18 protein-coding genes are annotated in these 14250 nt (G+C 51.0%); 1 reads left to right on the top strand and 17 read right to left on the bottom strand.

All coding sequences use genetic code 11. The annotated features are described in order from the left end of the window. Nucleotides 1–43 precede the first annotated feature (43 nt). Genes bshA through Q3F21_RS06010 form a run of 5 tightly spaced genes read right to left on the bottom strand, consistent with a single transcriptional unit; the run spans nt 44 to nt 3436 of the window. Complete coding sequence (gene bshA / locus Q3F21_RS05990) at nt 44–1165, bottom strand: N-acetyl-alpha-D-glucosaminyl L-malate synthase BshA (RefSeq protein WP_340250558.1); 1122 nt, start codon at nt 1163–1165, stop codon at nt 44–46. Between the two features lie 18 nt (nt 1166–1183). Next, a complete protein-coding gene (bshB1, locus tag Q3F21_RS05995) occupies nt 1184–1879 on the bottom strand; it encodes a bacillithiol biosynthesis deacetylase BshB1 (RefSeq protein WP_340250559.1) in 696 nt (231 codons plus the stop codon). 5 nt (nt 1880–1884) lie between these two features. Continuing rightward, nucleotides 1885–2286, bottom strand: coding sequence for a methylglyoxal synthase (locus Q3F21_RS06000; RefSeq protein WP_340250560.1), 402 nt, complete (start codon nt 2284–2286; stop codon nt 1885–1887). A 56-nt stretch (nt 2287–2342) separates the two neighbouring features. Further along, nucleotides 2343–3095 (bottom strand): 4-hydroxy-tetrahydrodipicolinate reductase, encoded by a 753-nt coding sequence (gene dapB / locus Q3F21_RS06005; RefSeq protein WP_340250561.1) that lies wholly within the window; start codon nt 3093–3095, stop codon nt 2343–2345. After that, nucleotides 3095–3436 carry a nucleotide pyrophosphohydrolase gene (locus Q3F21_RS06010; protein ID WP_340250562.1) on the bottom strand — a complete coding sequence of 114 codons (342 nt, stop codon included), beginning with the start codon at nt 3434–3436 and terminating at the stop codon, nt 3095–3097. Before Q3F21_RS06010 ends, dapB begins: the two co-directional genes overlap by 1 nt. A gap of 264 nt (nt 3437–3700) precedes the next feature. On the opposite strand from Q3F21_RS06010, the gene Q3F21_RS06015 reads away from it, so the two are divergent. Next, nucleotides 3701–4558, top strand: a complete 858-nt coding sequence (locus Q3F21_RS06015) for a YitT family protein (RefSeq protein ID WP_340250564.1) — start codon at nt 3701–3703, stop codon at nt 4556–4558. A 92-nt stretch (nt 4559–4650) separates the two neighbouring features. Here the strand turns inward: Q3F21_RS06015 and Q3F21_RS06020 are convergent, their stop codons facing one another. The 12 genes from Q3F21_RS06020 to Q3F21_RS06075 form a co-directional block, all read right to left on the bottom strand. After that, on the bottom strand, nt 4651–5466 hold the full coding sequence (locus Q3F21_RS06020; protein WP_340250565.1) for a sporulation protein YpjB: 816 nt from the start codon (nt 5464–5466) through the stop codon (nt 4651–4653). A 49-nt stretch (nt 5467–5515) separates the two neighbouring features. Then, nucleotides 5516–6115, bottom strand: a complete 600-nt coding sequence (locus Q3F21_RS06025) for a DUF1405 domain-containing protein (RefSeq protein ID WP_340250566.1) — start codon at nt 6113–6115, stop codon at nt 5516–5518. A gap of 75 nt (nt 6116–6190) precedes the next feature. Beyond that, complete coding sequence (locus Q3F21_RS06030; protein ID WP_340250567.1) at nt 6191–6991, bottom strand: c-type cytochrome; 801 nt, start codon at nt 6989–6991, stop codon at nt 6191–6193. A 26-nt stretch (nt 6992–7017) separates the two neighbouring features. Then, nucleotides 7018–7689 (bottom strand): menaquinol-cytochrome c reductase cytochrome b subunit, encoded by a 672-nt coding sequence (qcrB, locus tag Q3F21_RS06035; RefSeq protein WP_340250568.1) that lies wholly within the window; start codon nt 7687–7689, stop codon nt 7018–7020. A gap of 1 nt (nt 7690) precedes the next feature. Then, nucleotides 7691–8209: a ubiquinol-cytochrome c reductase iron-sulfur subunit gene (locus tag Q3F21_RS06040; protein WP_340250569.1), complete on the bottom strand. Its 519-nt coding sequence runs from the start codon at nt 8207–8209 to the stop codon at nt 7691–7693. Between the two features lie 231 nt (nt 8210–8440). Further along, on the bottom strand, nt 8441–8848 hold the full coding sequence (locus tag Q3F21_RS06045) for a DUF2487 family protein (RefSeq protein WP_340250570.1): 408 nt from the start codon (nt 8846–8848) through the stop codon (nt 8441–8443). A gap of 85 nt (nt 8849–8933) precedes the next feature. Then, nucleotides 8934–9149: an IDEAL domain-containing protein gene (locus Q3F21_RS06050; RefSeq protein ID WP_340250571.1), complete on the bottom strand. Its 216-nt coding sequence runs from the start codon at nt 9147–9149 to the stop codon at nt 8934–8936. Nucleotides 9150–9158: 9 nt separating this feature from the next. Then, nucleotides 9159–10274, bottom strand: a complete 1116-nt coding sequence (locus tag Q3F21_RS06055; RefSeq protein WP_340250572.1) for a hypothetical protein — start codon at nt 10272–10274, stop codon at nt 9159–9161. Between the two features lie 111 nt (nt 10275–10385). Further along, the gene (locus Q3F21_RS06060) at nt 10386–11330 is read right to left on the bottom strand and encodes a tetratricopeptide repeat protein (protein ID WP_340250573.1); all 945 of its coding nucleotides are present in this window, start codon (nt 11328–11330) and stop codon (nt 10386–10388) included. Between the two features lie 118 nt (nt 11331–11448). Then, the gene (locus Q3F21_RS06065; protein ID WP_340250574.1) at nt 11449–12078 is read right to left on the bottom strand and encodes a zf-HC2 domain-containing protein; all 630 of its coding nucleotides are present in this window, start codon (nt 12076–12078) and stop codon (nt 11449–11451) included. A gap of 14 nt (nt 12079–12092) precedes the next feature. Then, nucleotides 12093–12683 carry an RNA polymerase sigma factor gene (locus Q3F21_RS06070; RefSeq protein WP_340250575.1) on the bottom strand — a complete coding sequence of 197 codons (591 nt, stop codon included), beginning with the start codon at nt 12681–12683 and terminating at the stop codon, nt 12093–12095. Nucleotides 12684–12830: 147 nt separating this feature from the next. Next, complete coding sequence (locus Q3F21_RS06075) at nt 12831–13952, bottom strand: amidohydrolase family protein (RefSeq protein WP_340250576.1); 1122 nt, start codon at nt 13950–13952, stop codon at nt 12831–12833. Between the last annotated feature and the right edge of the window lie 298 nt (nt 13953–14250).

Genomic DNA, 14250 nt, shown 5'->3' on the forward strand with positions numbered 1-14250 from the left:
AAGCTGTTCCAGCTTGTAAAAAGCGGTCCGAACCGGCCGTAAATCAAGATTGCTTGATTAACTGAACATAAAGGGACTCGTATTCCGAAGCGATCTTGTCATGACAAAATGTTTCACACGAGCGCTCGATGCTGCTGCGGGAAAAACGGGCGTACAGCTCTTCGTCCTGAAGCAAGAGCAACGTCTGTTCAGCCATGCCGGCCACATCGCCGATCGGACGGAGAAACCCGCATACGCCGTCCAGTACGACTTCCGGCAGTCCCCCGGCCAGCGAAGCGACGACGGGCACCCCACAAGCCATTGCTTCCAAGGCTACCAGTCCAAAGCTCTCTTTTTCGGAGGGGAGCAGCATCACATCTGCCATCGAGATGACTTCCGCGACATCCTCCTGCTTGCCGAGGAAATGGACGTCGCCCTCAAGCCCTTTTTCACTAATCTTTTGGCGGACCATGCTCAGGTCCGGACCCTCTCCGATCAAAAGCAGCTTTACCTTCATCCGTTCGCGGACCCGGGCAAATACTTCGATGACATCCTGCGTGCGCTTGACAGGACGGAAATTGGAAATGTGCATGATGATTTTCTCGCCGTTCGGAGCGAATACCCGCTTGATCTCGCTTACTTCCTTCCGGTAGTAACGGCGTTTATCGACAAAATTATAGACGGGAACAATGTCTTTCTCGACGTCGAGAAGTTCCTTTGTCTGACGAATCAAGTCATTCGATACAGCCGTGACCATGTCGCTCTGCTCGATTCCAAAGCGGATGAGGCTGCTCAAGCTCGAGTCATATCCGAGAACGGTAATATCGGTGCCGTGCAAAGTCGTGACAATCTTGAGCTGCTCGCCCACCATCTGTTTGGCCAGATAGGCGCAAAGCGCGTGCGGCACGGCGTAGTGCACATGCAGCACATCGAGCTTTTCGTTCTTCGCTACTTGAGCCATGCGGTTCGCCAGCGTCAGATCATACGGCGGATATTTGAACACGTCGTAATGACTGACTTCCACCTCGTGATAAAAGATGTTGGGGTGAAATTTTCCGAGGCGAAACGGCATACTTGATGTGATAAAGTGCACCTGATGCCCGCGCTCGGCAAGAAGCTTTCCAAGCTCCGTCGCCACGACGCCAGAACCTCCCAATGACGGATAGCACGTAATACCGATGTTCATTCGTGTTTTCACCTCTGTTTACAAACGATCCAGCACATAGGGCACTGCGCTGACAAACCCTTCGGCATACATAACACCGGACTGCTGTCCGAATAACCGCTCCCGGTATTCCACCGCTTCCAGATAGCCGTTGTTCAAAGGAGTAGCGACAGTGCCCTCTTCCCGTTCAAATTGGCTACGGTAACAGCGCAGCACCTCGATTTTTTCCTTGTAGACAGATGTGATATCTACAACGACGCTCGGTGTCACGGTCGTATTGATAAAGTAGTATAACAGTTTTTCCGGACGGTAGGCAGGCAGCGACATTCCAGCCGCATACTTGCGAATCCCGGAAGAAAATACAGCTTCCCGAACGATTCTGCTCACGCTCTCGTGATCGGGATGCCGGTCTTGCCAATAAGGGGCCAGTACGACACGAGGCCTGGTCTGCCGAATCAGGTCAACCGTCCGGCTGATAGCCTCAGCAGCCACCGCTTCCAGGCTGCGGTCGGGAAATCCGAAATTATACCTCGCAACTCCCCCTAGTGCCTGATCAGCCGCTGCCGCCTCCTGCTGCCTCCGTTCGACTGTTCCGTTCGAAGAGAGCTCCGCATAAGTCATGTCCAGTATTCCGACACGCTCTCCGCGTTTTGCGGCAAGCAACAATGTTCCTGCCGCGCCAATTTCCACGTCATCCGGATGGGCTCCGATCGCCAGGATGTCCAGGCTATTCATAGGTTTCACTCCTTATGAACGACTTCCCGCCAGCTTAGTTCGCCGCGTTCCAGCGCTTTCAATAATACCTCAGCCGTTCCCAAATTGGTGGCAAACGGGATTTTGTGCACATCGCAAAGTCTCAGCAGCGCGATAATATCGGGCTCATGAGGCTGGGCGGTCAGCGGGTCGCGCAGGAAGATGATCAGGTCCATTTCATTGCGTGCGATCATGGCTCCGATCTGTTGATCCCCACCCAGTGGTCCTGAGAGGAAACGGATCAGTTTCAAGGAGGTCGCCTCCATGATTCGAAGACCTGTCGTACCTGTTGCATACAGCTCGTGTTCCGTCAAAATGGCTTCGTACGCCATGGATAAGTTGACAATCTCTTCTTTCATTCGATCATGGGCAATCAATGCGATTTTCAAGCAGACCTCTCCCTTGCTATCAGTAGGAATTAAACGATCGTTTAACAAGAATATGTCTAGTCGATCAAATGCTCCAGTCCGTAGATCAAGTGATCCAGGTTCATTACGGCTTTCACGGCCATGCTCACACCTGGCATAAAAGATTCGCGGTTGATGGAATCGTGGCGAATCGAAAGAGTCTGACCAGTTGCTCCAAACAGCACTTCCTGATGTGCCACCATCCCCGGCAGACGGACACTGTGAATGCGAAAGCCGTCGTAGTCTGCGCCGCGTGCCCCAGGGATCGTTTCCTTTTCCTCGGGATGCCCTTGCTTCATTTTCTCCCGGGAGGCAGCGATCATTTCTGCTGTCTTCAGCGCTGTTCCGCTTGGCGCATCCAGCTTTTTATCGTGGTGCAGCTCAATGATTTCCACATGCGGCATGTATTTTGCTGCCATCGCTGCGAATTTCATGCACAAAATGGCCCCGATCGCAAAGTTCGGGGCAATAATGGCTCCCAGCCCCGCTTCTTTGTAGCGGGCAGTCAAGTCTTCCAATTGCTCCGGAGACAGTCCGGTCGTCCCGACAACCGGCCTTACGCTGTGACGCAAGCAAAGCTCCATATGCCGATAAACCGTATGGGGAGTCGTAAAGTCGACCAGCACATCCGGCTTCATTTCTCTCAGCTGTCGGTCAATTTTTTCATCGTCCGCCCTGGTATCCAATGCTCCTGTGTAGACAAGCTCCTGGTCCTCGCCGAGCATTTTGACTACTTCTTGTCCCATTCGACCTTTTGCGCCAGCAACGGCGACGCGAATCTGCTTTTCCATTATTTTTCCGTCTCCTCTATTCTTGTCCACCGGTCTTTATCCCGCGTGTTAAACTTGTGCATGATGCGGTCAAACGCTTCTTGCAGGTCGATCCCGAGCGAGTTTGCAAAACAGAGCACAATAAAGAAAACGTCGCCCAGTTCCTCTTCGACCGTTTTCGCATCCTCATCCATCTTTTTCGGCTTTTCTCCGTAAAAATGGTTGATCTCCCTTGCCAGCTCGCCCACTTCTTCGGTCATCCGGGCCATCATCGCCAAAGGAGAAAAATAGCCTTCTTTAAACTGCGATATGTATTGATCCACCTCTTGCTGGATTTCCTCCAGTGTTTTACGCTGATTCATCGGGTCACTCCTTTAGCAGCCTTGTTTTGCCATTGCCTTTATCGTAACCGAAATACGGTATTTTGCCAAATCTCAATACGCTGCTACTGGCAGCATATGGACATTTCCATTCGCGTTCCATTATAATGGCAGTCGTATACATCAAGGATATGAAAGGTTTTTCGCTGCAGCTTTCGAAAGGAACAAGAAGGCACCCGAGGGCACGGGATCTGGCTGCGCAGGGAACCCTGTTCGACGCAGTTTCGCCAGTTTAAGGAGGACTTTATGAAAATTCGGTTGAAAAGCATTATTGCCATCATCATCGGTTCTGCCATCATGGGGTTTGGCATTAACGCCTTTAATATTCCCAACAACCTGGCAGAGGGCGGCATCACCGGGATCAGCATTTTGATCAAGCTGCTCTTTCCGAGCGTAGACCAGGGTGTTGTGTTTTTCTTGCTTAACATCCCCCTGTTTATCCTCGGGTGGAAAGTTCTGGGCAGGACTGCTTTCTTCTATACCATTCTGGGAACGGTTTCATTATCTGTCTTTCTTTCCTTGTTTGAAGGAATCTATCCGATGCCGATGCAGGACCGTCTGCTCGCTTCCCTTTTCGCAGGAGTGGCTGTCGGTGTCGGTCTGGGGATAATTTTCCGATATGACGGCACAACGGGTGGCGTCGACATTATCGCCCGGCTGCTGCAAAAATACATGGGGATCAGCATGGGGCGTACGCTCTTTTTTGGAGATATACTCGTCATCGGCGCATCTCTCGTCTACCTCAGCGTGGAAAGCGCGATGTACACGCTCGTCGCCGTATTTATTGCGGCGAGAGTAATCGACTTCTTTCAGGATGGGGCCTATGCAGGCAAAGCGCTCACCATCATTTCCGACCATGCGGACGATATTGCCAAACAGATTCTGGAGCTGGGACGCGGCGTTACACTTTTGGCGGGAAAAGGCGCGTTTTCCGGTGCGGAAAAGCAAGTCGTCTATGTCGTCGTGAGCCGAAACGAAGTCATGCGCTACAAGAGCATCGTCCAGGGAATCGACCCCCACGCATTCGTGATCGTCAACGATGTTCATGAAGTGCTGGGCGAGGGCTTTACTTTGGATGAAAACAAACAGCCTCTGCGTAGTTAATTCCCTTGCATTACGCAACGACAAAACACCTCGCGGATTGTTCGCCAAATCCCGAGGTGTTTTTCTTTGTAAGGCAAGAAAGGTCTGAACTGCTACGATACTGTTCGAAATTGGCCCTGATACTTTTTCCACGCGACATATGCCAAAGCCATCACAACAGCCGCCACGATGCTGAATATCATCCCAAATGGCGATTCGCTGCCGATCAGGTAAGCAATCGTGCTTTTGTCTTCCCCTATAAACGCCTCCTGCATGCTGGTTTGCAGCTCCCTGAGCGAGCTTCGAATTTGATTCCATTCGATCTTGCTGTTCCGCAAATCCTTGGAGATGGCATCATAAGCCGTATCAATTTTCTTTAGCTGTGACTCAGGAAGATGTATCGTCATCGCCGGTCTGATCACATGATACAAGCGAGAGTTTTCTTCAAATTGCTCGCGGAAATGAACGTAATCACGCTTGACAGCGGCTTCGAGCAAATCCTGGAGTTGAGCAGCGACGGATGTGTAGTAGCCGCGCCACATCGGCTGATGCTCATGAGTCAACGCGTCAACGACTACTCGCACGCGGGTGGCATGCCATAACAGCTGCTGCTCGCTGACTTCGGAATTGTTCAAATTGTTTCTGGCAGCCAGTATCGATTGCGTGACCGCGTTCAAGCTTTCGATTCTCAGCGTTTCCGGCAGCTTCAGATGAGGAAACTGATCTGCCAGCATGCGAATCTGCCGCTGGGCCGATTCAAGGTCTCCTTTTCTGGCTGCATCCAACAAGTGATGGGCTATGTCATCCAATGCGGCAAGCTGCTCTTTTTCCGCTGGGCGTTCAACATTCGTCAGTAGCGTATGAATCGGCCAGGAAAGCAGCAAGCCGATCACCAGGAAGAACAGCAAAAACCGGATGTTTTTTTTCAACACAAAAACCCTCCTTCCCTTAGTTCAACCTATGGAAAGGAGGACATGTTTAGACCTTGTTTCTGCCGAATCGCATATTGGCGAACCAAATCACCGCGATGGAAATGATACTGAGCAGCACAGTGCAAAAACCGATGATACCCGTATAGGGGTCGAGTACAGCAGGCAGCCACGGATGAATATCCATTACGTAATCGAGGAAGTCGTTGTTCAGCGTCCATAGTGCCGTAATTCCCACAGGGAGCCAGCTCAATTTATAAAATCGAGCATACAACACGGATTCGGCAGCCATTCCCGTATGAGAAACCAACAGCATAATATCGGTTCCACGGACGGGATTTCCCATCATCCAGCCAGCAAGAATAATTCCTACCGCCCATATGCCGTATTTAAAATTGGTAATGCCAGCGAGGGCTTCCAAAACAGGAATGTTACGGCCCAATAAATACGTAAGCAACACTAGGGTAAACAAACCACTGCCTGTCGGACTGTCCGGGACGAACAAGCGAAGATACGCCGGTGTCTCGGCTAATTGATTGCCGTACCAGATGAATCCATAAATGGTTCCTAGCAAGTTGACGACAAGCAGAGTCCAGAGAAACCACCTTTTCCCTAATGACTGCCAAAACCACTCCCATAACAAGCTCATGAAAATCGTCTCCCGCTATGTTCGCCGCTAAAGAAAAAGCTGACCGAAACGACAGTCAGCTTTTTCTTTATAGGCTTATTTCAAGGATGCTAGGTACTCTGCAAGCTTTTTGAGTTCTGCTTCATCTTGGATCAAACCGCCAGGCATGTCAGGCGGCAATCCGTTTTTGATGATTTCAGCAATCTTCGCTTCGTCATACTTTCCGCCGATCTTTTGCAGATTCGGTCCCAATGCGCCTTCCATGTTCTTGCCGTGGCAGCCCATGCAACCGGTCTGTGCGGTCCAGACGGCGTCAGCTTTGAAGCTTGGGTCAGCAGGTGCCGCCGGAGCAGCAGCGCTGGAGCCACCGTCATGTCCGCCGCTTCCGCCCTTGCTGGAAGCGTGGTTCAGGGAATGCTCATGGTCAGCCGCCCAGGTCAGGTAAAAGATCCCAACCAATGCGGTCAGCATCAGACCTGTTGCGACAGGGCGACGAGACGGACGGCGGTCTTTGCCGGTGTCCAGCCAAGGCGCCAGCATCAGAGCGCCGAACGCGATACCCGGGATGATCACTGTCCCGAGGACGATCCAGTCCCCTGCAGCCCAAGGATACTTGAGCATTTGGTACAGGAACAAGAAGTACCAGTCAGGCAGCGGGACGAACGAGGTGTCGTTCGGGTTTGCGAGATCGGTCAAAGGCGACGGATGTGAAACCGTCAGTACCAGAAAGCCGACCAAACAAACAGCTGCAACCATCCACTCTTTCAGCAGGAAGTTCGGCCAAAACGGCTCGGATTTCCCCGGAAAATCCGCATAAGATGGAGCAATATTCGGGATGCGCTTCGCCGATATTCGGGAGTCTCCGACGAAGGTAGCATCTTTGTCCTGTTTTGCCATGCTAATACCTCCTTAGTATCGAAAACTTATAGTGGGCCCGAAATACCTTGCACCCGAATCATAACAAAGTGAGCTCCCAACAGTCCAAGCAGTGCTCCTGGAAGGAAGAACACGTGAATCGCGAAGAAGCGAGAAAGCGTTGTCGCCCCTACGATGTCGCCGCCGGTCAACAGCGTCTTCGCATATGGTCCGATGAGCGGTACGGAGTTTGCGATCTCCAGACCTACCTTCGTCGCGAAATAAGCGGTGTTGTCCCAAGGCAGCAGATATCCGGTGAAGCCGAGGCCGAGCATCACGAAGAAAATCAGAACGCCGACTACCCAGTTCATTTCACGCGGCTTTTTGTAGGAACCGGTAAAGAATACACGCAATGTATGTAAGAACATCATTACGATAACCAAGCTGGCACCCCAGTGGTGCATACCGCGAACGATTACCCCGAAGGCAACTTCGTTTTGCAAGTATTTTACCGATTCGTACGCATTGATGATATCTGGTACATAGTACATGGTCAAAAACATACCAGACAAAATTTGAATGACTGTAATAAAGAACGTAAGGCCACCAAAGCAGTAAACAAATGCGGAGAAATGGTGAGCAGGGTTTACGTGCTCCGGCACTTCATGGTCGGCCAAATCCCGCCACATCGGAGTGATGTTCAAGCGTTCATCGACCCAGTCATACATTTTTTGCAACATGTTAGCCACTCACCCCCGGACGTGGATTTGGTTTCAGTTTGCCCAGATAGAGCTTTCCTTCTTTTACTTCCGTCTCGTATTCATCGAGGGATGCTGTCGGCGGTGTACCCAGAACGTGTGCCCCTTCAATGTCATAGCGTCCAAGGTGGCACGGACAGAAATACTCGTTTGGATGATTCGGATCCGTATTCCAGTTAACCGTGCAGCCCAAGTGCTTACAGATTGGGGACAGAGCGAGAATCTCACCCTTCTCGTTTTTGGTTACCCATGCAGACAAGGTCGATTCGGATTCATACCAACCGTCCTTGGTATGTACCTTAAATTCCACAAGCTTTGGCTCTGGGCCAAAATCATCGACACTACCAACAGCTACTGTATCTCCACCCGCATGGCCCTTGAGCAAGGGGTCGACCGCAAAACGGATCATAGGTGTGATCATACCCGCAGCAAGGAACCCGCCAGTTCCCATAAGTGCGTAGTTTAGAAATGTTCGCCTGGAAATTTCCCTGTTATCGCCCATCTCTTTTTTCCCTCCTTATCCTGTAGAATCGCACAACGATGGCGTTTTCAATACATATACACTAGGTCAATCCCAATCATAGCTAACGCCTATAAAGATGTCAAGAATGTCCAAGAGACATGCCGCTTGGCAATCGCGCAAGTAGATGATATTGTTACCATTTTGTCAAATATCCCATCTTGTCTCTCTGTTTTTCCTAGTGTCTCCAAAAATATCAAGGGCTAATGCCCCCTATTTTTCCTGCCACATGCGAATGATTTCCCGGGTCAAAATATCTACTGTGACCTCAAAGCGGAGGGGAGAATCGAGGTCTTCGTCGCCCACTGTCAGCATTCTGGCTTGCGGACCGACCAGCTTGATGCCATCGCCGCTGAACTGGAGCAGGATGCAATGCTCGAAGCTCTCGGAAAACTGCTGGGCAGCCGGTTCATTCCCGAATTGGTAACAGAGCGGAAACAGCAGCACTCTTCCTTTCAGCTTCTGCTCGATCGAAGCTGCCACATTCATCAGATAGCTCATCCGCACCACATGATCCGCGAGCTTCAATTCCGGACGGTACAAATAAAGAGGGAGCAGCGCAGTATCCACATAGGGCTGCAGCTCCTCCCATTTTTCCATTTCCTGTATGTTCCATTGCATAGCAGTCTCCTCTTTCCCATTTTTTTCTGGAGACTAGCGTATCACGAACCCGGCTGATCAGGCAAATATCCTTGTCTTCTCGAGCCTACGTAGCTTCGTAAGCCATGATTTCGCGCAGTTCGTTCGTCAGGACGAGGAAACGCTCCTTGTTTTTCTCGGCAAGGGCTTCGTCAATTTCCAGGTACAGCGTCCGCTTGCGGTACAGGCGAACCTGCTCGTCGATCAGCATTTCGGAAAGCAAGCCCGACACCTGCTGATTGTTTGTCCCATATGTATTGGAATAAAAATTTGGCCACTCCATGCACATCCCTCACTTCAATAAAATGGTAGATTCTGTAAAACCATTGTATTTGCGAAGCCAAGATTGGCTGGCGTACGTTCCGGAGTAAATCCATTCTTCACCTGACTGACCGACGCGGATCAATCCGAGGTGCACCATCATTTTCAAGATCCGATTCACCAGAATATTGCTGGGTTCATCGTAGTAAAAAGCGCGAATCCAGGGAAGGAGACTTCTCGCAAGCACCGTCTGGGTGACCCAACCGCTGGCCGCCATCATCGGTATCAGTTGGACAAGCATCGGCAAATTGGGGACGGCACGCTTGTACAATCTCATCCAAAAGCGTATGACGTCGTGGTACAGCCCATCGCTGTACGTTTTTTGCAGCTGCTCATTCCCCGCTTCCGTAATCGACACCTGGCCCGGAATCTCTTCGATCCACCTTTGGTAATAGCAGAAATCGTAGATAAGGGAAAACCTGTCCGGATAAAGGTCGAAATGCAAACCGTAGCCAAAACGCCATCGCTCGGGAGCAAGGGGCTCCTCCTTCACCTGCAAAAACTGCAGCACCTGTTGCTGATACCGCTTGTACATCCCGCCGTCTGCGGTCAAAGGCACAGGCTCCCGCTGCAGAAATCGCAAAAATTGCATAATATCGTCAACAAGGGCTGTCCCTTCATCCCGATACGCCTCCGGCTCCGATACAAATGCGCCCTCTTCATTCTGCCATTTTTGCAGCCACGTGCAGAGCAGCGGCTCCCTTATGTCCAGCGGCACTTGATACTGTCCGATCGCTTTGCTTTTGGCGGGAAAAATCCAGCCGCGCTTCATCGAGCTGGCTATGTATTTGCGAGCTTCCTCCTGCTTGCGCTCCTTCTTCGCATCCAGTGCCAGGCCTGCCTTAGCCAGCAAATCCTCCAAGGACATCTCTGTGCGCTTATCCAGAAACAGGAGCAGGAAAAAATGCGTCTCTTCCGGTGAAAGCTGCTCGATCTCACGGGAGATTGTCTGCTTGTGCCGCAAGCTTGCCAGCAATGTGGTAATCAGTTCGTTTTTTGAGTGGGGATTGCAATCGCAGCCGTAGTGGTCGGCCATCTGAGTGAGCTGCCGGATGTCGGTGTAGACTAAAATCTCAGCCAAGTTCATCTGGGCATCCCTTCCTTAACGAAGGCTTTTGTTACCCACCATTCTTGCCAATTTACGGCAAAATAAACAGGAAGCCACGATTGTGACTTCCCTTGAAATAAAGCAATCCGCTCACAGCTGATCTTCGTCTCCGTTCCAAGCATCGAGCAGCTTCTGGTATTCTTTTGCGTCCTCATAGCGCCCGGATTGCGTCAACAGGGCGACCAGCCTGCGGATTTGGTCGAGGTCAAAGCCCGATAGCTCCACGTATTGCTCAAGTGCTTCGATCGATTTTTCCGTCTTCCCCATCGAAAGGTAAATATCGGCAGAGAGCGGATACCCGGCCACGTACTCTTCATCCACCGCAAGCAACCTGCCCACGTAATCGGCCGCCTCTTCGACGTTCCCGGTGTGAAAAGCCATCAGTGCGCAGCCGTACAAAATCTCTGCGCTCTGCTCCTGCTCCAGCGCGTGCTGATACAAATGATAGGCTTGCTCAAAGTTGCCATTTTGCGCGAGCACGCGGGACTTGGAGAGAAGCAGCTCTACACTCTGTTCCCCTGCCTGCTCCAGAGCAGTCATGGCCTCATCATCTCTGCCAATCTGGAAGTACATGTTGCCGAGCGCAGTCAGTATCTCTTTGTTGCCGGGTTCCTTCTGGCGGGCCTGCTCCAGGTACTTGATGGCGACTTCATCCAGTCCTTGCATGGCGTACAGATCCGTCAGCAAAAGGTCCAGGCGCAAGCTCTCATACCCGGACTCCTTTAACTCGTATAAAATGTGCTGAGCGGTCTCAAAATCATTTCCATCCAGCGCGATCTCCGCCAAGAGCATCTGGCACTCCCGCCGCAGAGGCGGGTCAAGCTCAGGGTTGGCCTCCATGATTTCAGCAAGCAGTTCCGATGCCTCATCAAGATGGCCCAATCGATACCACACCTCCGACAGATACAGCATGACCTCCGGCAGGTCCTTGCCATGCTCCTGGACTTTTTGGAGCGCTTGCAGACCCAGTTCCACTTCATCGTTTTCAATCCGCTTGATCGCTTCGTCTATTACATACAGCCATTGTTTCGTCAACTTATTCACCTCGTCTATATGGTGGAAATTCATATGTACAAGTCACTCGCCTGAACAAGCTGCAAAAGACCGTCCGAAGACGGTCTCCCTGCAAAGGACGTACTATAAAGATAAACCATTATGCCCGCGTAAACCAGCTCATTGTCAAAACGGTGACCAAAATGCCAAACACACTGAGGACCACGCCGTAATTAGGACCTTCCATCTGGCTCGGTCCCTGCTTTCCGTCCAAAGGTGCAATGGACGCTGTCGCATTGGCCAGCGGCTGCCCTTCGGACACTAACTGATTCGATTCGACGATATATGTGCCGTCTTCTGTCTGCGTGGAGGAGGTAACGACTTGTGCCTGTTTGCCCATAGCCAAAACCTCGCCCCCAATCAAAAGAGAGTTGGCCTGTTCAGCATTGCTTGTGTTTACATACAGCGTAAACGTACAAAGCATCAGCAAAATGACAGCGGCGCTCGCACCGATGCGACGCATTCTCGCTGTAACCGAAAACACTTTTTTGCCAAAAGGAATAGCCCACTTCTCCTCTGACAAAATACGCGCCATGACGGCATCGACAATTGACTTGGCAGGCGTGATGGAATGGTAGCGCTCTTTGTCAGTCTCCATCCACTCACTGCTGTCCTTCCACAGTGCATAGTCCGAACGGCAGGAAGAACAAACAGCCAAATGATGATCCACGCGCCGCCGCGTTACATCGGGCAGTTGGCCATCTGCGTAATCCGGCAACTTATCTTGCACATCTTCACATCTCATCATCGATTCATCCCTTCAGCTTCATCCAAATGAGGGTCCAGGATGTAGGCTTCCAATTGAGTCTTGATGCTCTGCCGCGCTCGAAACAGCAAAGATTTCACGGAACTCACTGTTAAATCGAGAATCACGGCTATCTCATTGTAGTCCATCTGCTCGTATTCCCGCAAAATCAGGGCGGAGCGCTGTTTTTCAGGCAAATTGTTAATCGCCTGACGAACGAGATGCTCGCGCTCATTGCGGAGCAGCACTTGCTCCGGCAAGCGTTCAAACGAGGCCAACGGGACCTGCAAGGTGTCTTCGAGATACACATCCGAATTCCGGCTCTTGCGCAGTTCGCTCAATACGGAATTGCGGGCAATGGTGTAGAGCCAGGTAGAAAAGGTCGCTTCTACATCACGGAACGAATGAATGCTCTTATACGCCTTGTAAAAAGTCTCCTGACACAAATCTTCCGCCACGTGCTCCAGATGCGCCTGGCGCAGCAAGTGCGTGACAAATGCGAGAATCTTTTTTTCGTACCGGCGTATCAGCTCGGCATAGCATTCGACATTTCCTTCTTTTATTTCGCGGATAAGCTGGGAATCGGTCATGATCAGGATTACCTCCTTGCGATTCCGATCCCTCCGCAGCCTTTGTATGTTTAGACTGCCAGGGATGTAAAAAGTTGCGCTGGTCTGACGAATCTTTTTCTCGTCAGGTACCTGGAATCCTTTACGAAAAAACCCCCAGATTTGGGGTTACATGACAAAATTATATGGCTTGATGTCCCGATGACATCGTCCCATCCCTATGGTTGCTGCATATTCCTGCTGGGCAAAAATCCACTTTCCGTTCGACATAACAGAAGTTGGAAGACGCAATTCGCTAAAATTGAGAATAGTGTAAAGATCAAATTTTGTCAACAGTTGTTCTTTTTTCAGGAATAAAAGATCCGCATCAGCCCCCGGAACAATGCATCCTTTTCTAGGGTAAAGCCCCAGTGCCTTGGCGGTATTTGTCGAACAAAGTTTGACGAGTAAACGAAGCAATTCCGCTTCCTGCCACCTCTTGCGCTTCAAATCTACCTGGACCGCCTCCAGCGATGCCATGACCGCAAGCGGACGGAAGGGCTGCTCATGCAAGAGGCGAAGGGCGTGATCGACGGCCATTCCTTTTATCTGATACAGATGGTAAAAGCTATGAGGCGCCTCTACAGCCAGAGTCCAATCGGCCTTGACCCAGGTGCGGATATGCCAAACGCGACAGTGCCGCAGCCAGTGCCTGAGGATGTTTCGTTTCTCCTCTCGGGTTATGCCGGTATCGTCCGGTATATGCAGGGTCAGCAGCACTTTATAAGACGCAAGCAAGGGGGAAAACGTTTCCCATTCCAGGCGAAATATTTCTTCAGGCTTGTGAACAGTCATCCTGATCGATCTGTATCCCTCCGCGCACAGCTGACGGATCAGGCCGTGCGTCATTTGCCGAGCGGGAATCTCGACCACGATCGTGTAGTCGATGACATTATTGTAATGAACCGCCGCTTGATAGCACCATTGGTCCGGCTTCTTCCACGAATCGATTTGCAGCAGATCAGCCATGCTGGTATACCCGAATGCAACCAGGGAACGGACGGCACTCAAATAATCCTGGGGGCTTCTGATTTTGGTAAAGGCTTTATCAGGCAGCGAAAGAAAACCAGGCAGGATGTACATACCGGCTGCGTCCCACTCTTGCGGCGGCTGCCCGTTTTTCCTGTACGAGCTCAACCGGTCCTTTGCAACCCGTTTGATTTTTCCCCCTTCTATCCAAATGTCCGCTTCGACAATACCGCTTGCGGTCACAACCGTTCCATTCCGAATGACCATTTCTTCCATTGCCATAGCTCGTCCCTCCCCCATCCGCAGATGGACGCTCTCTTTGGTACGAGCATATGCACCGAACGGGGAAAAAAGGACAAAAAAAGGCCACCGTCGATGTAAGCGCATTCAAACGGTGGCAGCACATCTGTGCTTTATTATATTGGATAGGAGTGGAGAGAAACCATACTGTACTTTTATTATATCTGAATGTAAGCGCTTGTCAAACACTTTTTACCTTTTTCATTCCTTTTCTCTTCTGGGCGCATCTTTGTTCCTTGGCGAAAAAAAACGAACCCGCTGAAATCACGGGTTCGTTCGA

The organism is Brevibacillus borstelensis (assembly GCF_037834415.1).
GTDB lineage: Bacteria > Bacillota > Bacilli > Brevibacillales > Brevibacillaceae > Brevibacillus > Brevibacillus borstelensis_A.